The following is a 22566-nucleotide window of genomic DNA, read 5'->3' as shown; positions in this document are numbered from 1 at the left end:
AGAAGCCAACCAACCAGGAGCATTCGGCGCAGGTGTCCGGTTAGAGCTTCAGTATGGGACCTTCTCGTCGTATTCCGTCCATGTCGTGAACGGCAGGAGCCGGTCGGGATGAGGGATATGGGTGTATCTGAAGTCGGCGGGACCCTCGCTAACCTGCTGATAGAAAGCGGTGTCATCGAAGCCAGCTGCGGCGGCATCCGCAATCGTCGCCGCGTAGTAGACGTGATCCAGACGAGCCCACATGGCGGCCGTCAAGCACATCGGGCACGGCTCGGAGGTGGCGAGGAGTGTGGCGCCAGCAAGACTGTGGGAGCCGAGCAGAGCACACGCGGCCCGGATCGCATTGATCTCAGCATGGGCAGTTGGATCGTGGGAGATGGTGACGCTGTTGAACCCGGAGATCGTCTCCCCTTCAGGGAGAAGAACGGCTGCCCCGAACGGGCCATACCCCGAGGTGACGCGGGAAGCGGTCTCGGTAATGAGCTCTCCGAAGATTACGTCAATTGGTCGTGTGCTCATCCCGGGATCTCCGTCGTCGCATCGTCGAGCATGTGTACGTCCACCATAGATCGTTCTGCACGCAGAGCCGGGACTTTCGCGCAGTTTTCGATGAGAGACTTCGGATTTTGATCGCATCTACACATGCGGTCCGTCCGAAAAGGGAGGGTGGAAATGGGTAACGCTCGAGCGGTTCCGCCAGGCCGGCCTCACGGAAGCGGCGCCACCACCGCCATCCCGTCGTTCGAGAGACACCCCATCTCGGCAGCGACATGCGCAGCAGCACGCCCCAAATGAATACGCCGAACCATCATCGGTCTTCCGGCCGGAGCCAGGCGGGCGTTGGCGTGGGACATGAGAGACCTCCGTGAGTACGAGTAAGGGAACTAGACAGCTCCAACTCGACTACGGAGGTCTCCCTCAAGTCAACAACGATCCGACGGCCCGAGCCGCAGTGCGTTCGACTTACGCTTTCGCAACCTCGACGAGGTTGGTGTGCTGCGCTGTGCCCTTGGAGAACGGGCTCGGGTGCCAGGACGTCAGGGTGTTGATGTTACCGCCCTCATCGATACCGTCATCCGTTGCGTCGAGCCACGCGCCCTGCGGGATCGAGACAACTCCGGGCATGATGCGAGGAGTGACAAAGGCAGGCACTCGCACACGTCCGCGATCATTGAAGACGAACACGTCATCGCCGTTGGAGATGCCGCGGGCCTTCGCATCCTTCTCGCTGATCTGCAGTTCGTGGCGATGGGCTTCGAGGAGCCAATCAACCTTGAAGTAGCTCGAGTGCACGTGGCCCTTGAAGTGGTGGCCGATGCACTGGAGAGGATACTCGGAATCCTCCGTGACCTTCTCGTGTCCCTCAAAGGTCTCGACCTGCTCGGGCAGCGCCGGAATCCTGTCTCCTTCGGGCAATTCGAAGGCCTTGCTCGCCTCGTAGAACGCCTGGGAGAAGATCTCGATCTTGCCCGAGGGTGTTCCGAGCGGGTTCTCCTCCGGATCATCGATGAAGTCCTTGTAGGTGATTCCACTCATCGGGTCCCGAACATCACGGTAGACGCCCTGTTCGCGCATGACCTCGCGCGAGGGAAGCGGAGTCATGCCAGCCTCGGCAACGGCAGCAACCGAATCATCGTAAATGCGCCCGACCCACTCCTCCTTCGTCAGACCTTCCGTGAACTCCTCCTCGATACCAAGCTTCTTGGCGATGTCGACGCACATGTCCCAGCCGTCGCGCGTTTCGTACAGGGGCTCGGTCGACTTGCTCATGTACAGGGCGAAGCCCATGTCGCCGCCGCGGATACCTGCGATGAAGTCCTCACGCTCGGACCAGGTCGTCTCCGGAAGAATGAGATCGCAGTACTCCATCGAGGGCGTCATCTGGTTATCGATACCAACGATGAACTCGCACTTCGACTCGTCCTCGAGAAGCTCTCGTGTCCGGTTCGTATCCGAGTGCTGGTTGATGAGGGTATTGGACGCGTAGACAACCATCATCTTGATGTCATTCTTCAGTTTGTCCGCCCCGCGAATGCCATCCGTCGTCGCAGTCATGTCCTTGCCATGGTCAATGGCATCGGTCCAGAGGAATGTCGGGATAAGGGCTTCGACGGGGTTCTCGCTGTAGCTGTCGAACGACATGACGGGCACCCCGTGGTTACCGGCCTGAACGCCGGTGCCGCCTCCGGGCTTGCCGACGCTACCGATGACGTTGGCGAGCAGCATCGGTGCACGGCAGGCCGTCTCTCCGTTGGCCTGCCTCTGAATGCCCCACCCCTGGCGGATTGCACACGGGTTGGCAGTTGCCATCTGCACGGCGAAATTGCGGATCGTTTCGGCAGGGATACCGGTGAGCTCAGATGCCCACTCGGGTGTCTTTTCGACGCCGTCCGGGCCCAGGCCCTGGATATAGGACAGGTACGACGAGTTCGCCGGCACGTCCTCGGGCATATGATCCTCATCAAAGCCGAGGCAGTAACGGTCAAGGAACTCCTGGTCGTGAAGGTCGCTCTCCACCATGTGGTGGACCATGCCAGCAACGAGCGCCGCGTCGGTGCCGGGACGAATGGGAATCCACTGGTCTGCGAGGTTTTGTGCGGTATCCGTGTACCTCGGGTCGATGACGATGATCTTGAGGCCCGGGTTCTGCTTCCTCACCTGCTGAAGAATGTACGTCCATCCGCCACCGGACATGCGGGTCTCGAGCGAGTTGTCGCCCCACAGGACAAGCAGATTCGAGTTGGCTGCGTCGTTCATGGAGTTATCCCAACCCCACGTGCCATAGTGCGCCGGAATCGCATCGACCATGCAGGCGACGGAGTACGTGCCATAGAAGTCGAGAAAGCCTCCGGTTTTCTTGAGGAGCCTGCGGAAACCGCCACTGTGGGTGAAGTTGCCGCCTTCAACGCCTGACCAGTAGAGGAAGTGAATGGCGTCGGGGCCGAACTTCTCGTTCGTGTAGGTGATCTTATCCGTGACGAGGCTCGTTGCTTCGTCCCACGAAATCTCGTCAAAGACCTTGTCCCCGCGCTTTGTCCCCGGTCGGCGTACCAATGGCTTCTTCAGCCTGTGCGGGCTGTAAATGCTGTGCCGGATCGAGCGGCCACGAATACATGCGCGGATCTGCTGATCCCCGAGCTCGTCACTCCCTGTATCGTCCGCAAGCACGCGGGCGATGACCCCGTCCTTGATCTGCAGCCGCAACGGGCAACGCGAGCCGCAGTTGACGAGGCAGGCACTCCAGATCGTCTTATCGGCATCTTCCAGACCCCCTGCGTTGGCCGGTGTCGCCCCTCCGAACGGGAACGCTCCCGCCGCCACGAGGCTTGCACCGCCCGCTGCAACCGTCGACCATGCGATCATGGACCGGCGAGAAAGTCCTTCGCTCACTATTGACATGTCTGGTCCTGTATAGATAGTGAATTCTCTTGAAATATACGTCGGAGGGTTTGTGCCATTCGGGACCAAGGTCTACGACTTTTCAGGGTTACCGAATCGGCGAGTTTTAGGCTTACGCGTATCGGTTTTGACCCGTTCGAGGTTCGCTCGCGTCAATGCCGAAACTCCGCGGTTTGACGGGGATAAGGTCGACAAAACGCTCTCTTGACACATCACACGATTCTCAGGTGTCGCTATTTTCGACATACATACAGTACGTAATCCATCCAGACTCACCCGTGAGATTCTGGGACGTCCGTACCCGGCTGGCGCCACTGTCGGCGGCCGCGACCAACTATCGTCATGGCGTGCTTTTCCACCCGCCATTCCATCGTCGTCGCTCACCTGTCAGTTGAGAGTTCCGAAGACGCCGCCACCACTGCGGAGGCAAGCACTGTCTAGCCACGTTGCCCAGCACGGAAGCGAAAGTCTCGGCGTGCCGAGCGGAGCTTTCAATACACATGGGACGACGCCCTGAATGAGGGCCTCATCTCGACGCCCACCCCACCGCATTCGAGTTTGTCGCGGGGTTGGCCGGGACACTGGTCACGCACATTGACGAGAACAGGCGACGGACGACAACCGCGGCGCGCAGTGAACCCCTGGGATATTTGAGCCTGCACTGCGGGCCGCTGAACCGCTCCGGGGTTCCCGTTGGAACCTCCGTGGCCAAGGGGCCCGTCCGTCACCAGAGGTAGAACAGGCCTCGACTACGCGCGTCGCTTCTTCTTCGACGAGCGGCCGACATGCATGAGCCGCTCCGCGATCTCGTTTAACTCCTCCGACTCCTCGATCACTCGATCGATGCCAGCGAGCATGTGCTCTTCCGTCACCGGCGTGATCTCCTTCGTCAGGGTCTTGCGGACCCTGCGCTCGACCGCGTTGGCGCCGGACGTGAGGAAGGCTCTGCCGAGTATCGTGAGGATAAGGCCCATGAGAAGGCCGCCGAGGAAGAGAACGGGCGGGACCGGGAACTCACCGAACTGTGGAGTATCTGGGAGCGGCATGGCGAGGGATTCGAACGCCCAGAGAACTCCGATCCAGATGGCGCCTGCGGCCGCGATGAGGAGGAAGACCCACTGGAGGAGCCGCCACACGGACCACCAGCCGGGCCTCTCGGAGTAGCCGAGATCAGCGCGGGCAATGATGCGGTCGGCGTGGTCGAGGACATTGCCGACCCTGTACTCCGCACTTTCTGCGGCGTCCCTCCGCCGCGCGGGCGGCATACCTTCCGTCGCGTCGGTGACTATGCCGCGGACAAGGCCCTGAACCTGAGACTCTTTCGCGGGGGTTGCCCTCACACCCGTGAGTGCAGGCACCTCCCCTTTTTCAGGAAGCAAGTGGAGGCCCTTGAGCGGATCGACCCGAATAGAACGGAGCCACGCAAGTGGCGGCCATCCCACCCATGTCCTGCCGCGGTACCGGTAGGAACCTGCCGCGGCTTTCGCGACATGGTCGACACCGGCGGCCGAGGCAACTGCCGAGACAATCGCCTCCCGATCCTTCGTCGTCACGCCCTTGCCGGGCTCACCTAGATTGCTCTTGAGGTCGTTGCCGACCGAGCGAACATCGGCTGTCATACGCTCGTAGGCGGCCTCCTGCGTCGCGGCAACGGACACGATGCGGGCCTTGAGATCAGAGATCCCCTCCCCGGTGCGTGCCGAGGTTGGAATGACATCAGCATCGAGCCCGTCTTCGCGGATGATGCGCTCGGCGTCCTTCCGGACGCTCATGCGCTCAACCTCATCAATGGTGTCGATCTGGTTGAGAACGATAAGGGTGACATCGGAGTGCTCGCTCATCGCCCGCAAGTAGTCTTCGTGAACGACTGCGTCAGCATACTTCTGGGGATCAAGCACCCAGATGAGGACATCGACGACGCTGGCAAGCCGTTGGGCAATCTCCCGGTTCTCTATCTCAGTCGAGTCAATGTCCGGCATATCGAGCAGGACAATGCGGTCCCCGTGAGTGCTGAACATTCCGGACTTCAGGTGCCGGTCGTTGACCTCGAGCCAGTCGAGAACGTCGGACGCGGGCTGCTGAGAGACAGCCATGGGTGCGCTCGTCGTCGGCCGACGAGCCGCGACACGGGCCAGCTGTTCGCCAGCCAGGGCGTTGAACAGGGATGACTTGCCGGACCCTGTTGCGCCGAACAGCGCCGCCACTGTCGTCTCGAGACCCGCGGCCTGCCGCTCGATGATCGTGTCCCGCAAGGCCGCGGCACGTGCAAGCAGGTCGCCAGGGACTTTGCCTGCGGCGAGATCGATGGCACGGCTGAGGTCGTGCAGGCCTTCATTCAACGTTGTCACTCTCCCTGCTCCTCACGCCGCGCCGCGGCAAGAAGCGCCAATACCTCTGACAGGTTGTCACCGGCAGCCGCATCGACCCCGAGGGTCGCCAGCTCATCGCGGAACGGCTCAGCATCGACAACCATGAACTCGCCGGCACGGCGATGCAGGTCCTCCTGCGCCGTCCGCGCCATGCGGCGCACCGCCTCGTCACCAAAAATCGCCTCAAGGACCTTCTGGGCGACAACAGCGGTGCCGCCAGCGACAACAACCTCGCCCCCGGTCAGTCCCGCGGTCGAGGCGAAGATGACGATCATGAGTGCAATACCAACGGTGTTGATGCCGAGCGACAGGACCCGTGCTGCCGCCCTCTTGTCTTGGCCCTCTTCGCGAATGAGGTCGGCTAGCCTCCCCTGCCATTCACGAACGAGCAGTGTCGCAACGTCGACTCGCTCCTCGTGTGAGCGGAGCCGCTGTGCTGCCTCTGCGACGAGGGATTCCCCGCCCAACCCGCGAGCCCATGCTCGCTCAACGGTGGCAATGGCGGATTCTGTCTCTCCGACGAGCATGCGGGCGATGCCGTCCTCGATCGCCTCTTCAACATCCTGGGCCTTCTCCTGAGCGTCGCCCCGGAACCATGCGGTGATCTTGTCCCGCAGCCTGCCGACTCCCGCCTCAACCTGACGGAGAATCTCGCCGGAGCCGACGAAGTCCTGCCACCGGGCAAGGACCTCGCCGCGCAGAAGAGACCCATCGTCGACGGCGGCGACAACCTTCGCGTGAGCATGAGCAAACGCGTCATCCACCTGGGAGGCGAGGGTGACGAGAGCGTCACGCTGCTCGCCGAGTGCGGGAAGAAGAGTCTCACCGCGGACGGTGAGGGCGTCGACTGCGCCACCGAGGGTCTGTCGGGCGACCGCGGTTCTCGCGGATGAATCATGGGCGAGGCCTTCAAGCCAGGCACGGATCCCGGTGACATCGGGTTCGGGGATGAGACCGCCCTCGCTGAGATCGCTCTCGCCGATGACAAACAGGGGCGCGTGCGACAGTCCGCGTTGCTCAAGGCGCCTCGCGAGGTCCGAGCGGACCTCGGCGCCGACGCCCGGTGGCACGCGATTAAGGACGATGGCGATGACGATGTTGCGGGCCGCCGCCTCGTCGAGCAGCCCCCACGGGATCGCATCCGCATAGCGTGCCGCTGTCGTAACAAACAGCCACAGGTCAGCGGCTGCAAGCAGTTGGGCGGCGAGCCGCCTATTCTCTTCGACAATTGAGTCGATGTCAGGTGAATCGAGCAGGGCGAGGCCGCGTGGAAGAGTCGCAGTCTCGGCAATGCCAAGCTCCGAGTGAGACTCGCCTGCGCCGCCGTGGATGCGGGAGAGCTCGGGCAGGATCCGGTCTCCTTCAAACCACACCCTGTCATCCGGGTGGTGGACGAGCAGCGGCGTGCGGGTGGTCGGCCTGATTGCGGAGGATTCGGCGACGCGGGTGCGAGTCAGAGCATTGACGAGCGCAGACTTACCGGAGCCGGTCGAGCCGCCAACAACCGCGAGAAGCGGTGCGTCGAGGGACTCCTGCCGCGGTAGCACGTAGTCATCGAGCTGATGGCGAAGGTCGGCTGTCTCCTCCCGAGCATCGGCCGCCTGTGGGAGGTCGAGTGGGAAACTCAGCCGATCGAGGGTCTGACGCAGGTCTTTGAGGAGCGGCGCAACGTCGCTCATGACGTCATCCGCACGGTCGGGTACAGGTCGTCTTCGGGCGGCATCCACTCTCCCGCGTGAGCATCCGACTGCTCACCGGAGCGGATGTCCTTGACCGAGTCTGGTTGACCGGGGAACCACACGTAGGGAATGCCGCGACGGTCCGCGTATCGGATCTGCTTGCCGAACTTGGCCGCCGATGGCGACACCTCGGTGGGGATGCCGCGGTCTCGCAGTTGCATCGCAATCCGATCAGACTCGGCCCTATGTTCCTCATCCATGACAGCAACAAGTACAGCAGTCGGGACGCGTCGGGATGTGTCAACGAGCGGAGCCTGAAGAACGCGGGCGAGAACCCGTGAAACCCCGATCGACAGGCCAACACCCGGGTACGTTTTCTTCCCATCCGTCGCGAGCGAGTCGTAGCGGCCACCCGAACAGACGGAGCCCAAGTCTTCGTGGCCGATCATTGTCGACTCGTAAACCGTGCCCGTGTAGTAGTCGAGGCCGCGAGCGATCTTGAGATCGGCTGTGACGGCGCCGGGAATGAGGGCGTTGGCGCCTTCGATGAGGGTAACGAGTTCCTCGAGCCCTTCATCGAGCAGATCAGAGCGGGCGCCGAGCGCGCGTACCTGGTCGGCAATCGACCCGTCGGAGCCGTGGATGCGGGCAAGGGCGAGAGCCTGCTCGGCCTGCTCTTGCGTCGCCCCATCGGCGACGAGCATCTCGGCGACGGCCTTCTCGCCGATCTTGTCGAGTTTGTCGATGGCACGCAGGGCGCCTTCGATGTCGGTGATGCCGACGGCTTCGTAGAAGCCCTGAGCAACCTTGCGGTTAGACGCCCGGACAACGACCCGCGGGATCGGAAGCCGCCCGAGAGCATCGACCATGACGAGCGGTAGCTCCATGTCGTGATGCTGGGAGAGTGTGTCCTGGCCAACGACATCGACATCGGCCTGAACGAATTCGCGGAACCGCCCATCCTGAGGGCGTTCGCCCCGCCACACCTTCTGGATTTGGTAGCGCCTAAAGGGGAACATGAGCCGGCCCGCGTTCTCAACAACATAGCGCGCAAGAGGCACGGTCAGGTCGAAATGGAGGCCCAGCTCGGCATCATCGCTACCCGCCTCGGCCTGGAGCCGCGACAGCAGATAGATCTCTTTCGAGGTCTCGCCCTTAGAGAGAAGCTGGGAAACGGGCTCAACGGCCCGCGTTTCGATGCCGGAGAATCCGTGAAGCTCGAATGTCCGCTGGAGGGTGGCGAGGACATGCTGTTCCACGAGCCGCTGCTCGGGTAGCCATTCGGGAAACCCGGAAAGGGAGAAGTGACGTGCCATGGCCGCTATTATCGCACGGCTATGACCCGCCTGCTGTCAGGGTCGGCTCGTTGTGGCGAATCAGGCGTCAGCCATGGTGGCGGCGCGAAGGAACTGGTTTGCCTGCAACTGGTAGCCGAGGGTCGACAGCTGCCCGTGGCCGGTGCACAGCACGGTGTCTGGGTTGATCGACACGGTGAGCATGCGCAAGGTCGCCTGCATCTCCCGATCATCCCCGCCAGGCAGATCGGTCCGCCCAATCGACTCACCGAGGATGACATCGCCGATGAAGAGAATGGCGACCGGCTCGGCTTCGCCGCCGGCCCCACAGTCACACCCGTCACAGCCGCCGCCTCCGCAGCCGCCCGATGACACGGTGATCGCTCCAACTCCGTCCTCGAGAGTTCCCGCAGTCAGGTAGCCAACTGACCCTTCCGTGTGGCCGGGCATGAGAACGGCCCGAACGGGGAAGCCGGGGAGAATCTGCGCGCCGGAGCCCTGGAGGCATGCGTCGGGGATCATGTGGACGTTGTCAGGCTTGTCCCACGTGAGGAACTGGCTGATGAGGGGAGAGGCGGTGAATGGCGTGTGCGACAGCGGGTCATCAAGCCTGTACGCATCCGGCTTGGCGATGAAGACCGGCTTGTCTCCAGCCACCTTCGCAGCATCCCACACGTGGTCCGGGTGCCCGTGAGTGAGGAGCACGCCGACGAGCTCCAGTCCCTCGGCCGCGAGCTTCTGCTCGACCCACTCGGCGCTACCCGCACCGGGGTCAACGACCATGGCCTGCTTCGTGTCTGTATTCTCCCAGATGTAGCAGTTCGCCTCGAAGGCCGTCTCGGTATAAATGAACAAGCGCATGAACCCACGTTAGCCCTGTCCGTCCGGTCTTTCCAAGACGATGAACTTCCGTCCGAGTACCCATAGGCGCCGGGGAACGTCGTACAATGTTGACGTCCGAACACGAGAACGGTTACGCGCTTGCCGACCCCGTCCCAAGGAGCGATATGACGCAGTCAACGCAGGGTCATGAACCCACAGAAAACGAAGATCCCAGGGTCCCCGACCTCCCTGAGGAAGGTAGCGAGACGCCTGCGTCTGACGCCCCCCTCGTCTCGCCCGGGCCGAACACCCAGACGCCCGTCCCGACCGACCCAGTCGAAGGCACAGCAGTCCCACCCTCGGAGCCCACTCCGGCCGACCCGACGGAGGAACCGTCCGCACCGCCCGAGACTGAGAGCCAACCCGAGCGAGCAGATGAGCCAGCTCCCGAGACGACATCGGCCGAGGATCTCCTCACCGACACACCCGCACCCGATCCTGTGGCCGCGGTGAGTGACCCGGGTCGTAGCGGTGACGGCCAGACGTCGGATGCGGAAATCTCAACCGAAGCCACTGTGGATGACGTCGCGACAGACGCACCCGCAACCGTCGCCTCCGACACGGGGGATGTGCCCGCCGCGGAGAAAACGGATGAGCCTGACGTCGAAGGAGCTGAGTCTCAGTCCCCTAAGTCTGAGCAGGCCCAGCGCGCCCTCTCCCCCTCACATCCCAAGCCCGCACTCGGGGCCGCACAGGAAAAGCATGCACTCGGCGCGGCTCAGAACAGGCAGGCACTCGAAAGTGGCGCGGGTCAAGCCGTTCCTCACGGCACAACGCCTGCCCCGGGGCGGCCGACTCCGAAGCCGCCGAAGGGCGGCCCGAAGGCCCCTCCGCTCCCGAAGAAGCCCGCGAGTAAGCCGGCAGTCGTCCCGCCCGCTCCCCCGGTTGATCCGAAGGCGGCCTCCGAGGCTGCCGCCTGGGGCCGTGTTGACGACGAAGGCAATGTCTACCTTCGTGCCTCTGGCGATGAGGGCGAGCGTCTCGTCGGACAGTACGCGATCGGCGATTCAAAGGATGATGCGCTTTCCGTCTTCGTCCGTCGGTACCTCGATCTTGTCGCGCAGGTTGCACTCCTCGAGTCCCGTCTCGAGTTCGTCAACCCGCAGGAGATCGTCCCCGCGCTTAAGTCTCTCGAAGAGTCACTTGTCGAGCCGGCCGTCGTCGGCGACGTCGCGGCGCTGCGCACGCGCACCGAGGCCGTCCGCGAACGGCTCAAGGTTCGCCAGGCGGAGTTTGAGGAGGAGCGCAGGGTCGCGAAACTGCAGGCGCTCGCCGAGCGCACCGCGCTCATTGAACGTGCCGAAACAATCGCCGCTCAGGACCCGGCGAAGACTCACTGGCGTGATTCACGTAATGAGCTCAACTCGCTTCTTGATCAGTGGAAGGCCGCCCAGAAGTCTGGGCCGAGGATCGATCGTTCTTCTGAGGAATCGTTGTGGAAGCGTTTCTCGCGGGCCCGCACAGAGTTTGACCGTCATCGCCGCCAGCACTTCTCGCAGGTCGAGGCGAACCGCAACGAGGTGACCGCCAAGAAGGAGGCCCTCATCAAGCGAGCCGAAGAAATGTCGACCTCAACGAACTGGGGTGCGACATCGGCCGCCTACCGGGATCTTCTCGAAGAGTGGAAGGCCGCTGGCCGGATCACCCGCAAGGAGGACGACAAGCTGTGGGCACGGTTCCGTGCGGCCCAGCAGGTGTTCTTCGATGCTCGGCAGGCCGACCGGGACTCCATCAGTAGCGAGCAGAACGCGAATCTCCAGGCGAAGCTTGAGCTCATCAAGGAAGCTGAATCGATCCTGCCGATCAAGGATATCCAGGCCGCCAAGGCGAAGCTCCACGATATCCAGGACCGCTGGGAGGACATCGGCTTCGTCCCCCGCAAGGACATGAGCCGCACCGAGGGCAGGCTGCGTGACATCGAATCCGCTGTCCGCTCCGCTGAGGACGAGCAGTGGCGCCGATCCGACCCGTCGAAGGTTGAGCGCGCCTCCGGGTTCGCCGCGCAACTCGAGGAGGCCATCGCCAAGCATGAGGCTGAGCTCGAAGACGCGAAAGCGAGGGGCGATGAGCAGGCCGCCGCGCGTGCCCAGGAGGCACTCGATGCTCGCCGCGCCTGGCTCGACCAGCTGAAGTAGCACCATCTCAGGCATGGGGCCCCGTCCACTCGGACGGGGCCCCATTCGTTCATCCACAGCCCTGGGGAGCGGCGGCCATCGCCATCGCTGGATCGTGGTGTCCTTGAGCAATGAGTTGGCGTCCGGTGGTGACAATAGCGGCGGGAACAGATTTCTACGGGGATCCTCGCGGTGATGAGCTGTGCGTCGTCGCCCGCGGCAGGGCAGTGCCGTCGGACCTGTGTCGAACCGCGAGCATGCGGGCACATGCCGTCCACGCCAACATCCGCGGCAATGCGGTTCTTGTCGATGAGGCCGCCGTCTTCGTCCACACCGGGCAGTGGACCATCAACCCGCGGTCGATGCGGGAGATTCCTACCGCTCCCCTGCCGGGTAAATCAACCCGATGGACGACAGATCGCAGGCTCCTCAAGGACGATCACGTCCTCTGGTTCGACGGGGTGCCCGTCACGACTCTTGTTCGGACGACGGCTGATCTTCTCATGGCACCACCGGCCCGCGCTGTTCCCGCAGTCCTCGCACTCCTGCGCCACGGTGTCGAGACGCACGAGGTCATCGACTTTCTCGGTGACCGCTTCCGCGGCCGGGATACGTGGGCTGCTATCCAGCTGATTGCTCAGCTGGCTGTGACGGGCGTGTCGTACCGGTAATCCGGTACGCGTCGTAGACTCCCTCAATCTCCCGCAGGGCCCGCAGTACCGTCTGCAAATGCCTCGCGTCCGCCATCTCGAACGTGAACCGCGAGATCGCGACGCGCTCCTTCGTCGTGTTGAGGTTGCCGGAAATCATGTTGACCCCATGCTCGGACAGGACGCGGGCGATATCGGCGAGAAGGCCGTTGCGGTCGAGCGCCTCGACTTGAACCTGGACGAGATAGATCGACCCGCCCTCGTCGGACCACGAGACCGGCAGGAAACGCTCCGGCTCACGCTTGAGGCTCTTGACGTTCGGGCAGTCCGCACGGTGGACGGACAGTCCGTTGCCCCGGGTCACGAAGCCGACGATCTTATCCGGCGGCAGTGGCGTGCAACAGCGAGCAAGCTTGACGAGCACATCGGAGTCGTCGAGATTCTCGACGACAACGCCGGCGCTCCCTCCGACCTGGCGGGTCCTGATTCTTGTCGGCGTGACGGCCTCAGCGAGCGTCTCCTCGACGCCCGCCTGGCCGCCCTGGGACGCGATGAGTTTACGGACGACGTTCTCAGCCGACACGTGGCCTTCGCCGACGGCGGCGAACAGGTCGGACACATCGGAGCGGTTGAGATCATCGGCGACACCCTTGAGGGTGTCGTGGGTCATGAGGCGCTGGACGGGCTGGTTCTTGCGGCGGATCGCCTTGGCGAGCCGCTCCTTGCCGACGTCGATGGCCTCCTCGCGTCTGCTCTTCGTGAACCACGATTTGATCTTTGCGCGAGCTCGCGGCGAGGCGACAAATTCGAGCCAGCCCTGGCTTGGCCCAGCATCGGGGTTTTTAGCGGTGATGATCTCGACCGTGTCACCCGATTCGAGCTTGTGGTCGAGCGTGACAAGGCGGTCATTGACCTTCGCGCCAACAGTGCGCTGGCCGACCTCGGTGTGAACGGCGTAAGCGAAATCGACCGGTGTCGATCCCGCCGGCAGATCCATGACCTCGCCCCTGGGGGTGAACACGTAGACGCGGTTTCCTGACATTTCGTATCGCAGGGAGTCGAGGAACTCCGTCGGATCGGCAGTCTCACGCTGCCAGTCAACGAGCTGGCGCAGCCAGTTGAGCTGGGTCTCCTGGTCGGACGTTTGATCGCCCTTCTTCGAGCGAGCCGCGTTCGGATCCTCCTTGTACCGCCAGTGCGCAGCAACACCATACTCAGCTCGCTTGTGCATGTCGTACGTGCGGATCTGCACCTCCATCGTGTTGCCCTCTGGGCCGATGACGGTCGTGTGTATCGACTGATAAAGGTTGAACTTCGGGGTTGTGATGTAGTCCTTGATCCGGCCTTGGATGGGAGTGTAGAGGGTGTTGACGACACCCAGAGCCGCATAGCAGTCGCGGACAGACTCGACGAGGATACGGACCCCGATGAGGTCGTAGATATCCTCAAAGTCCCGTCCCCGCAGGATCATTTTCTGGTAGATGGAGAAGTAGTGCTTCGGCCGGCCCGTGATCGTGCATCGGATCCGGTTAGCCTTGAGCTCCGACGCGATCTGATCCTTGACCTTCTCCAGGTAGGCCTCGCGCCCGGAACTGCGTTCGGTGACAAGCCGCTCAATCTCCCGATAAACATCGGGGTAGAGCGTCTTGAACGACTGATCCTCCAGCTCCCACTTAATCGAGTTCATGCCGAGCCGGTGTGCCAAAGGAGCATAGATCTCGAGAGTCTCGCGAGCCTTCGCTTGAGCAGACCCAGAGGAGACGTACTTCCAGGTTCGGGCGTTGTGGAGGCGGTCTCCGAGCTTGATGAGGAGAACACGGATGTCCTTCGACATCGCGATCACCATTTTGCGTACCGTCTCCGCCTGGGCCGCCTCGCCGTACTCGACCTTGTCGAGCTTCGTCACGCCATCGACGAGAACTGCGACATCGGAGCCGAACTCCTGTTTGACGGAGTCGAGAGAATAGCCGGTGTCCTCCACCGTGTCGTGGAGCAGGGCAGCGACGAGCGTGTCCGTGTCCATCCCGAGCTCCGCAAGGATCGTCGCAACCGCGATCGGGTGGGTGATGTAGGGCTCTCCAGATTTCCGTGTCTGACCCTGGTGGCAACGCTCCGCGATCTCGTAGGCGCGGATAACTTTCTGGCGATCGACGTTGCCGCCCTCAATGGCAGCCATGAGCGGTTCGAGGGCGGCCGGCACATGAGGAGTCCGCCCGCTCAGCCAGGACAGCCTGGACCGGATGCGGGGAACATCACTCTCGATTTCGGCCATAGGTCACATTGTACGGCCGGGACTAGACATTTCGGAAACGCCTCGAGGATATCAGCCGCGCATGCGCACCGTGTTGCGTCAGTACGTGAGGACAGAGTGGACGTGACGGTCGTGCAGGCGGCCGCGGCCGCCGAGGTCAACGAGTTCGAGGAGCACGCACAGGGTGTCCGCAACGCCGCCAGCGGCCTCGATGAGCTGGAACGCAGCATCGGCCGTGCCGCCTGTCGCGAGAACGTCATCGATGACGAGGACGCGGTCCCCGTCCTTGACCGTGAAGGGCTGCAGCTCCATGCGGGCCGAGCCGTATTCGAGGTCGTAGTCGATCCCGACGACCGGGCCGGGTAGGCGGCCAGCTTTACGGACTGTCACCATGCCGACGCCGAGAGCCACGGCCAGGGGCGCCCCGAGGATAAAACCGCGGGACTCGAGCCCGGCCACGGCATCAACCGTGCCGCGGTAACGGTCCGCGAGAATGTCGATGAGGGAGGCGAAGGCGACCGGGTCGGCGATAAGAGGGGTGATGTCCCGGAAGAGAACACCGGGTGCGGGAAAGTTCTCGACCTCCCGGACATGGGATTCGACAAGCTCCACAACATCCTTGGGGAACGGGTGATCTGTCATGCCTTCTTCTTCCGAATAATCGTCGTGTCCTGAGCTCCCTGACGGGCGCTGAGCACGCGCTCCGTGTGCTCCTTGATGTCTTTCCTTCGCTCTCCGAGTGTGACCGCAAGAGGTGCGGCCAGGAAGATCGACGAAACAGCCGAGATCAGCATACCGACAAACAGCGCGAGCGACAGGTCGCGTAGCGTTCCTGCTCCCTGGAAGAGAACACCGATGACGAGGATCGACCCGACCGGGAGTAGCCCGGTCACGGAGGTGTTGATGGAGCGGATAAGGGTCTGGTTGACGGCCAAGTTTGCCTGTTCCGCGTACGTCGTCTCGTTCTGGTCGAGGAACCCGGCCGTGTTCTCGCGAACCTTGTCGAATACGACAACCGTGTCATAGAGCGAATAGCCGAGGATTGTCAGCAGACCAATGACGGTCGCGGGCGTCACCTCAAATCCCGAGGCGCCGTACACACCGACTGTGATGATGAGGTCGTGTAAGAGAGCGCCAATGGCGCCAACCGCGATCGTCCACGTTCGGAAATAGCCCCACAGGATGAGCGAGATGAGGCCGACGAACATGACAAGTGACTGCAACGCCTTGCCCGACACGTCGGCTCCCCACGAGGGGCCGATGAAGGTTGACGTCACGTCATCGATTGGCACGTTGTAGGCCTCGGCGAGGCCCGCCCGTACTTCTTGCGTTTGCTCATTCGTCAGCTCGGACGTTTGAACCCGGATGGAGTTCGCGCCCACCTCGGAGACTCGCGCTGTGTCATCCCCCGTTTGTTGCGCGAGGACGTCAATCGCATCCGACTGGCTCATGTTCGCCGTGCCGGAGATCGTGAACTGCGACCCACCCCGGAAGTCAATGCCAAAATTAATCGGCTTGACGAGGAGAAGGAGCGCGGACAGAAGGACGAAGACGAGAGCGATCGTGTACCACAGCTTCCGCCGCCCGATAATGTCGAAACTGCGCTTGCCAGAGTAGAGATCGTTGCCGAGAGAGTACATCGACATTTACTCCTCCTCCTTCTCTGCGCGGCGCTGGGCCGCTTTGCGCTGGGCAAGGGTCATCGGCTTCTCGCCGCGTGTGGACCGCGACTCCGTCCCGCTTGCCTTGTCATCCGCCGTCTTGGTTTCTCGCTCGAGTGTGTCGACTGAGGCGGCAGGTTCTGCGCGCTCGGCTGCGGCAACACGTGCTGCGGCGGCCGCTCTCGCGGCCTTCTTCTTGGCCGCCTTCGCCTGCGACTTTGACACGCCCGTGTCACGGATCCGGCCGCGGCCGGCGTAGACGGGGTCGGCGCCGAGCGAAGCGGCTGACATGCCGGACAGCCTATGACCCTGTCCGAAGAATGTCGTCCGCACGAGCAGCTTGACGACGGGGTAGGTGAAGAGGAAGACGACAATGACATCGATGACAGTCGTGAGGCCGAGAGTGAACGCGAAGCCGCGTACGCTGCCGACGGCAAGGAAGTAGAGAACGGTTGCGGCGACGAGGTTGACGGCGTCCGAGACGAGAATCGTCTGACGGGCCCTCGTCCAGCCGTACTCCACTGCATCCTTGAGCGTTCTGCCCTCGCGGATCTCATCACGTATTCGTTCGAAGTAGACAATGAAGGAGTCGGCAGAGATGCCGATGGAAATGATGAGGCCGACAACGCCGGCGAGCGACAGTCTGTACCCGATCGTCCACGACAGAAGGGAGATCGTGAGGTAGGAGATCCCCATGACCGCCGTGATCGACATGATCGCAAGGACGCCGAGCCCCTGGTACTGCCACAGGAGGTAGAGGACGATGAGGCCCGCACCGACGGCGCCCGCAATAAGGGAGTTGACGAGCTGCTCGGAACCGAGTGTCGCCGAGATCTGTTCTTCCGACTGCACCTCGAACGTGAGCGGCAGGGAACCGAACGACAGCTGGTTGGCGAGTGACGCCGCCTCGGGTGCCGTGAATGATCCCGAGATTGAGGCGCTGCCGCCCAAGATCGGAGCCTGAAGAGAGGCGACGGAAATGATCGAGCCGTCAAGGACAATGGCGAAGAGGTTCTTTGCCGTGCCGTACGGATAGCCGGCAAGACGAGTCGTCACCTCGCCGAAAAGGTCCCCGCCTTCGCCGGTGAAGTCCATGTTGACCTGCCAACCGCCGATTGTCTGGCCCATCTCGTTCACACGCGGGCCCGAGCTCGCCTGGTCGATGTGGCTACCATCGAGCTCAGCAGGGCCGAGAATGTAGGACGCCCCCGTCGCGGGGACACACGCGACGACCGGCTTGTCAGCCTGGCTATAGGCGTTCTGAACGCGGGCGGACTCTGACGTGCAGTCGAGCGTCATCGCCTGGACGAGGATATCTTCAGTAATCCACTCATCTGCCGATGCCGATTCCGGCGCTTGAGCCGGTTCGGTCGAGATCGTGCCATCACCGTCAAGGTCAGCGAGTTGACGTGCCCGGGCAAGCTGCTCCTCGGTCACCTCGCCGTCCGGCCCGTAGACAGTCTCGAGACCCCTCGTGGCGAGCACCTGCTCCGTGTAGTCAATGACAGCGCGCAAGCGGAGTACCGCCGATGTGCGCACGAGGTCGAGAGTCTCCTCGCTCGGCGTGCCGGGAAGACCGACAACAATGTTCGACCCGCCCTGGGACGTGATTTCCGCTTCGGCGACACCCGAGGCGTCAACGCGCTGGCGGATGATCTCAATGGCCTGGCTGATGTCTTCGGCTGTGATCTCAGAGCCGTCATCGGTGACGGGCGTGAGGATAATCTGGGTGCCGCCTTCGAGGTCGAGGGCGAGGTCTGGGGACCAGCGGGACTCCGACCCCGTCAGTGTGCCTGCCGCAAGGGAGGCGACAAGCGCAATGACAATGAGGGCGAAGACGATAAGACGCGGGCGAGGCGACCTGTCGGTCGCCTCTTCTGTCGCTGTCACCTACCGGTCGCGGTCGATGTCAGAGTCGCGGGGCGCGAGACCGTCGTACGGCTCTTCCTCGTCGGACCCCTCTGCTTCGTAGGCTTGCTCGTAGGGCGGTTCAATGACCGACGAGATGCCGGTGGTCAGCCACTGAGTCTCATCGCCCGACGCGGACTCGAGGGTGACAACGCCGCCGTCGATCTCAACAATCGTGCCGATCATGCCGGAGCCGGTGACGACCGTGTTGCCGATCTCGAGCGCGTTCTCGCGCTGCTCGGACACACGGTTCGCCATCTTCTTGTTGGCGCGAGACATCATGAACATGAAGCCGCCGAAGATGGCGACGAGAATAAGGAGTTCCACGGGGTACTCTCTTTCAACTGGACAATCAGGGCCGAGTATACGGCAGAACCGCTATGTATCGAAGAGCGTGCCATCGGGCGGAAGAAGGCCGAGATGCTCGTATGCGGCCCGGGTTGCGGCCCTGCCCCGAGGGGTGCGAACCAGCAGTCCTTCGCGGACAAGGAACGGTTCGGCAACTGACTCAACTGTCTCCGGTTCCTCCCCAACGGAGATGGCGAGCGTGGTCAATCCCACAGGACCTCCTCCGAAGCGGGTGCAGATGAGTTCGAGGACGGACCGGTCGAGCCGATCAAGGCCAAGGTCATCGACTTCGAACACGTCGAGTGCGGCCTTCGCGGCGGCAAGGTCGAGGATGCCGGTGCCACGCACCTGCGCCCAGTCCTGAACACGCCGCAGGAGGCGGTTGGCGATACGGGGGGTGCCGCGAGAGCGGCCCGCAAGCTCAGCAGCCGCATCACCGGTCAGTTCTGCACTGAGCAGGCGGGCCGAACGAGTGACGACCTGGGCGAGCTCCGAAGCAGAGTAGAACTCGAGATGCCCGGTGAAGCCGAACCTGTCTCGCAGCGGTGCCGGTAGCAGGCCCGCCCTCGTCGTTGCACCGACAACGGTGAACGGCGGAAGGGGTAGCGGGATCGACGTTGCACCGGGACCTTTGCCGACCATGACATCGACCCGGAAATCCTCCATCGCCAAATACAGCATCTCTTCGGCGGGCCGAGCCAGACGGTGAATCTCGTCGATGAAGAGCACGTCACCCTCCTGCAGGGAGGACAGGACGGCGGCGAGGTCACCCGCATGCTGGATCGCGGGCCCGGATGTCAAGCGTAGCGCTCCCCCAACCTCGGCTGCGATGATCATCGCCAACGTTGTCTTGCCGAGCCCGGGCGGGCCCGACAGAAGGACATGGTCGGGTGTGGCGCCGCGTGCGACAGCGGCCTGGAGAACGAGGGACAGCTGGCTGCGCACCGTCTCCTGCCCGACAAACTCGTCGAGCACCTTCGGACGTAGCGCAGCTTCGGCGGCCCGCTCAGCGGACGGCGCGGACGCATCGACGATCGAATAGTCCTCGCTCATCGCTTGCCTCCCAGCTTCTGCAGGGCAAGCTTGAGCATCTGCGACACCGGTTGAAGCCCTGCCTCACCCTCGACCTTTTTCACGGCCTCGGCGGCAGCCGGCTCGGTCCAGCCAAGCCCGACCAGAGCAGCGATGACATCGGTGGTGACGGAGGACGGCGTGGCCGCCTCGACCTGGGACGTGGCGGGCCCGAGCTTGTTGCCGAGTTCGAGAAGGATCCGCTGAGCTCCCTTGCGACCGATGCCGGGCACCCGGGTAAGTGCTGCAATGTCCTCCCGTTCAACGATGCCGCGCAGATTATCCGGGGTATGAACAGATAGGACGGCAAGCCCGATCTTCGGGCCGATGCCAGACAGGCTGATGAGGATGTCGAACGTGTCCCGCTCGTCCTCGTCGGCAAAGCCGTAGAGGGTCATCGAGTCATCGCGGACAATGAAGGATGTGGGAACGGTAGCTTCCGTGCCGACCCTCATCTGGGACAGTGTTGTCGGGGTCCCCATGACCCGAAAGCCCATACCGCCGACGTCGATGACGACGTTCGAGGCCGATACTGACAATACCGTGCCCCTCAGGATCGTGATCATGCAGGCTCCCTGATATCGAACATGTGTTCCATCGTATCAGCGGGCGCGCCTCGCGCTGGCCTGCGCGACGACTCCGGAGAGCCGCGTGCCGCGCTCGGCCTCAGCCCATGCTCGTTGGGCGGCAGTGAGCCCTTCCTGGTCGGACCGCGGCAGGGCCGCACCTCCGTGCTGAGCTGATTGGGCAGTGGGCGACATAGCGCCGCCCCGCCACGCGTGGGTGATGGCGAGCGCCAGCGCGTCCGCCGCATCGGCCGGCTTCGGCGGAGCAGACAGGCGAAGGATGCGCTGGACCATGACTTGGACGGCCTTCTTCTCGGCCCTGCCATCGCCCGTAACTGCAGCCTTCACCTCGGAGGGCGAGTGGAGTGCGAGCGGCAGGCTCGCACGAGATGCTGCGAGCATGGCGACGCCCGCCACCTGTGCGGTCGAGATGATCGAACGGACGTTATCTTCGGCGAACATGCGCTCAACCGCGATGACGTCGGGGTGATGGAGGGCGATCATCCGGTCGATCTCGTCGGCAATGATTTCGAGCCGTTTGTGGGGCGCGGTCTCGGCTGTCGAGCGCGCGACGGTGACATCGACGTAGGCGACCCTGCGGGCACCCGCCGCGTCGATGACTCCCATGCCGCACCGTGTCAGGCCGGGGTCGATCCCTAAGATTCGCATCGTTCCTCCGGGACTAACCTAGCGCATCGACAAGTCCCCGCAGGAGCGTCGACACGGCTCCGAGCCCTGCGACGGCAATAGCGATGCGGCGCGCGACCTGGGGACTCACGCGCAGGGCGAGCCGGCTGCCGAGGGAAACGGCGGCGAGGACAGTGACGAGGATGAGTGGCAGGACCCAGGCGCTTGGCAGATCGCTCACCGGTGTTGCTCCGACACCGATCTTGACGGCGACCGACAGCAGGCCGATCCAGAGAAAGAACGGCTGGAGAGTCGCCGCGAATGAGCGCTGGTCCCAACGCGACGCGAGGGCGTAGATGATGAGAACCGGGGCGCTGATCCCGGAGACCGTGTTGAGGAACGCTCCCGTCGCCGCAAAGGGAATGATCCACGCGTTGTGCCGCAACTCCGGTAGGAGTGTGAGACGGTCAGCCCAGTAGGTGAGCGCGAGAGCCGTGAGAATGATCCCGCCGACGAGGACCGCGAGCCAGCCCCCGTCCATTTCCCGCACGAGCAACCCGCCTGGGATGCTCCCGACGAGGGCAGAAGGAACCATGTAGGCGTATCGGTGCCAATCGATCTGGGCCCGTAGGACGATGCCGATGGTGAAGGCCGAGAAGATCGTCGTCACGTTCGCGACGGTCACCCCGACCGCGGCGCCGAAGATGAGGGTGAGGATCGGGGAGATCATGAGCCCCATGCCCATCCCCGACACGCGTTGGATGGTCCCGCCCATGAGCACCGCTGCAAGCAGTAGCGCGAGGGCGCCGACCGACATCAGTCGAGCTCGGCGGCGACGTGATCCGGGATGTCGAGGTTGGAATAGACGTTCTGGATGTCATCGACATCGTCGAGTGCGTCGATAAGTTTGAGAACCTTCTCTGCACCTTCCTTGTCGACCTCGACCTTCATCGTCGGCACGAACTGGACCTCGGCCGAGTCGTAGTCGAAGCCTGCGTCCTGCAGGGCTGAGCGGACGGCGACGACGTCATTGGGGTCGCAGAGAATCTCGAAGGACTCACCCTCATCGTTGACCTCTTCCGCACCCGCGTCGAGAACCGCCATGAGGATATCGTCCTCATTCACGTCATCGCCCTTCGCGACTTCAACGACTCCCTTGCGGTGGAAAAGGTACGAGACTGAACCCGGGTCGGCGAGCGAGCCACCGTTCCGGGACAGTGCGACGCGCACATCGGATGCTGCACGGTTGCGGTTGTCGGTCAGACACTCCATGAGGATGGCAACGCCGCCCGCCGCGTAGCCTTCGTAGAGGATTGACTCGTACTGGACGCCGTCGTCGCCTTCACCCGCGGCACGCTTGATGGCGCGCTCGATGTTGTCGGCCGGAACCGAGTTCTTCTTTGCCTTCTGAATAGCGTCGTACAGCGTCGGATTACCGGCGGGGTCGGGGCCGCCGGTCCTACCGGCCACCTCGATGTTCTTGATAAGGCGCGCGAACAGCTTGCTGCGCCTGCTATCGAGGACAGCCTTCTTATGCTTGGTTGTTGCCCATTTCGAATGTCCCGCCACGGGTATGTACTCCTGTCAACAGATCGTCCTACCGAACAAGTGTAGCGCGCCCACCGCGTCGCCTCGCTCTCGGCTGTTGCGCGCTCCGAGCGGACCGGCTCGACACGAAGGCGCCTGCGGCTCGGCTGCGCCCGCGGACCTGTCGGCGGACCACACGCCGATGCATGCAGGTCGCTG

General features: G+C 63.2%; 18 protein-coding genes. 2 read left to right on the top strand and 16 right to left on the bottom strand.

Features of this window, described 5'->3' with window-relative positions; translation table 11 throughout:
* Positions 1-48: 48 nt before the first annotated feature.
* The 6 genes from H7E91_RS02755 to H7E91_RS02730 form a co-directional block, all read right to left on the bottom strand.
* Complete coding sequence (locus H7E91_RS02755; RefSeq protein ID WP_182353562.1) at positions 49-519, bottom strand: nucleoside deaminase; 471 nt, start codon at positions 517-519, stop codon at positions 49-51.
* Positions 520-963: 444 nt separating this feature from the next.
* Positions 964-3399, bottom strand: coding sequence for a DMSO/selenate family reductase complex A subunit (locus H7E91_RS02750; protein WP_182353561.1), 2436 nt, complete (start codon positions 3397-3399; stop codon positions 964-966).
* Between the two features lie 749 nt (positions 3400-4148).
* Entirely contained in the window at positions 4149-5747 is a 1599-nt protein-coding gene (locus tag H7E91_RS02745; RefSeq protein ID WP_182353560.1) for a GTPase, read from the bottom strand.
* Positions 5744-7447, bottom strand: a complete 1704-nt coding sequence (locus H7E91_RS02740) for a GTPase (RefSeq protein ID WP_182353559.1) — start codon at positions 7445-7447, stop codon at positions 5744-5746. Before H7E91_RS02740 ends, H7E91_RS02745 begins: the two co-directional genes overlap by 4 nt.
* A complete protein-coding gene (gene hisS / locus H7E91_RS02735) occupies positions 7444-8763 on the bottom strand; it encodes a histidine--tRNA ligase (protein WP_182353558.1) in 1320 nt (439 codons plus the stop codon). The genes H7E91_RS02740 and hisS overlap by 4 nt, the downstream gene beginning before the upstream one ends.
* A gap of 60 nt (positions 8764-8823) precedes the next feature.
* Positions 8824-9603, bottom strand: coding sequence for an MBL fold metallo-hydrolase (locus H7E91_RS02730; protein WP_182353557.1), 780 nt, complete (start codon positions 9601-9603; stop codon positions 8824-8826).
* Between the two features lie 146 nt (positions 9604-9749).
* Between H7E91_RS02730 and H7E91_RS02725 the strand changes: the two genes are divergently transcribed.
* Both H7E91_RS02725 and H7E91_RS02720 read left to right on the top strand, forming a co-directional pair.
* Complete coding sequence (locus H7E91_RS02725; protein WP_182353556.1) at positions 9750-11759, top strand: DUF349 domain-containing protein; 2010 nt, start codon at positions 9750-9752, stop codon at positions 11757-11759.
* 125 nt (positions 11760-11884) lie between these two features.
* Entirely contained in the window at positions 11885-12409 is a 525-nt protein-coding gene (locus H7E91_RS02720; protein WP_182353555.1) for a hypothetical protein, read from the top strand.
* Here the strand turns inward: H7E91_RS02720 and H7E91_RS02715 are convergent.
* From H7E91_RS02715 to H7E91_RS02670, 10 genes are all read right to left on the bottom strand, one after another.
* Positions 12360-14660, bottom strand: a complete 2301-nt coding sequence (locus H7E91_RS02715) for a RelA/SpoT family protein (RefSeq protein ID WP_182353554.1) — start codon at positions 14658-14660, stop codon at positions 12360-12362. The two genes, H7E91_RS02720 and H7E91_RS02715, sit on opposite strands and share 50 nt — an antisense overlap.
* A 78-nt stretch (positions 14661-14738) precedes the next feature.
* Positions 14739-15281 carry an adenine phosphoribosyltransferase gene (locus H7E91_RS02710; RefSeq protein ID WP_182353553.1) on the bottom strand — a complete coding sequence of 181 codons (543 nt, stop codon included), beginning with the start codon at positions 15279-15281 and terminating at the stop codon, positions 14739-14741.
* The gene (gene secF, locus H7E91_RS02705) at positions 15278-16285 is read right to left on the bottom strand and encodes a protein translocase subunit SecF (RefSeq protein ID WP_182353552.1); all 1008 of its coding nucleotides are present in this window, start codon (positions 16283-16285) and stop codon (positions 15278-15280) included. Before secF ends, H7E91_RS02710 begins: the two co-directional genes overlap by 4 nt.
* Entirely contained in the window at positions 16286-18190 is a 1905-nt protein-coding gene (secD, locus tag H7E91_RS02700) for a protein translocase subunit SecD (RefSeq protein ID WP_182353551.1), read from the bottom strand.
* Positions 18191-18535: a preprotein translocase subunit YajC gene (gene yajC, locus H7E91_RS02695; RefSeq protein WP_182353550.1), complete on the bottom strand. Its 345-nt coding sequence runs from the start codon at positions 18533-18535 to the stop codon at positions 18191-18193.
* A 51-nt stretch (positions 18536-18586) separates the two neighbouring features.
* A complete protein-coding gene (ruvB, locus tag H7E91_RS02690) occupies positions 18587-19609 on the bottom strand; it encodes a Holliday junction branch migration DNA helicase RuvB (protein WP_182353549.1) in 1023 nt (340 codons plus the stop codon).
* Entirely contained in the window at positions 19606-20193 is a 588-nt protein-coding gene (gene ruvA, locus H7E91_RS02685) for a Holliday junction branch migration protein RuvA (protein ID WP_182353548.1), read from the bottom strand. Before ruvA ends, ruvB begins: the two co-directional genes overlap by 4 nt.
* A 36-nt stretch (positions 20194-20229) precedes the next feature.
* Positions 20230-20862 (bottom strand): crossover junction endodeoxyribonuclease RuvC, encoded by a 633-nt coding sequence (gene ruvC, locus H7E91_RS02680; RefSeq protein ID WP_182353547.1) that lies wholly within the window; start codon positions 20860-20862, stop codon positions 20230-20232.
* Between the two features lie 13 nt (positions 20863-20875).
* Positions 20876-21637 (bottom strand): sulfite exporter TauE/SafE family protein, encoded by a 762-nt coding sequence (locus tag H7E91_RS02675; RefSeq protein ID WP_182353546.1) that lies wholly within the window; start codon positions 21635-21637, stop codon positions 20876-20878.
* Positions 21637-22389, bottom strand: coding sequence for a YebC/PmpR family DNA-binding transcriptional regulator (locus H7E91_RS02670; RefSeq protein ID WP_182353545.1), 753 nt, complete (start codon positions 22387-22389; stop codon positions 21637-21639). The genes H7E91_RS02675 and H7E91_RS02670 overlap by 1 nt, the downstream gene beginning before the upstream one ends.
* Positions 22390-22566: the final 177 nt, after the last annotated feature.

Origin of the sequence: Flaviflexus huanghaiensis (assembly GCF_014118685.1) — a bacterium.
Classification (GTDB): Bacteria; Actinomycetota; Actinomycetes; order Actinomycetales; family Actinomycetaceae; genus Flaviflexus; species Flaviflexus huanghaiensis.
The sequence above is the reverse complement of the archived record's forward strand: the minus strand, read 5'-3'. Positions and strand labels throughout refer to the sequence as shown.

Excerpts from the sequence above, each read along its gene's own strand:
- H7E91_RS02675 (WP_182353546.1), bottom strand. The coding sequence starts at position 21,637 with ATGTCGGTCGGCGCCCTCGCGCTACTGCTTGCAGCGGTGCTCATGGGC.
- ruvC (WP_182353547.1), bottom strand. The coding sequence starts at position 20,862 with ATGCGAATCTTAGGGATCGACCCCGGCCTGACACGGTGCGGCATGGGA.
- secF (WP_182353552.1), bottom strand. The coding sequence starts at position 16,285 with ATGTCGATGTACTCTCTCGGCAACGATCTCTACTCTGGCAAGCGCAGT.
- H7E91_RS02710 (WP_182353553.1), bottom strand. The coding sequence starts at position 15,281 with ATGACAGATCACCCGTTCCCCAAGGATGTTGTGGAGCTTGTCGAATCC.
- ruvA (WP_182353548.1), bottom strand. The coding sequence starts at position 20,193 with ATGATCACGATCCTGAGGGGCACGGTATTGTCAGTATCGGCCTCGAAC.
- H7E91_RS02740 (WP_182353559.1), bottom strand. The coding sequence starts at position 7,447 with ATGAGCGACGTTGCGCCGCTCCTCAAAGACCTGCGTCAGACCCTCGAT.
- hisS (WP_182353558.1), bottom strand. The coding sequence starts at position 8,763 with ATGGCACGTCACTTCTCCCTTTCCGGGTTTCCCGAATGGCTACCCGAG.
- ruvB (WP_182353549.1), bottom strand. The coding sequence starts at position 19,609 with ATGAGCGAGGACTATTCGATCGTCGATGCGTCCGCGCCGTCCGCTGAG.
- H7E91_RS02750 (WP_182353561.1), bottom strand. The coding sequence starts at position 3,399 with ATGTCAATAGTGAGCGAAGGACTTTCTCGCCGGTCCATGATCGCATGG.
- H7E91_RS02725 (WP_182353556.1), top strand. The coding sequence starts at position 9,750 with ATGACGCAGTCAACGCAGGGTCATGAACCCACAGAAAACGAAGATCCC.
- H7E91_RS02730 (WP_182353557.1), bottom strand. The coding sequence starts at position 9,603 with ATGCGCTTGTTCATTTATACCGAGACGGCCTTCGAGGCGAACTGCTAC.
- H7E91_RS02715 (WP_182353554.1), bottom strand. The coding sequence starts at position 14,660 with ATGGCCGAAATCGAGAGTGATGTTCCCCGCATCCGGTCCAGGCTGTCC.
- H7E91_RS02755 (WP_182353562.1), bottom strand. The coding sequence starts at position 519 with ATGAGCACACGACCAATTGACGTAATCTTCGGAGAGCTCATTACCGAG.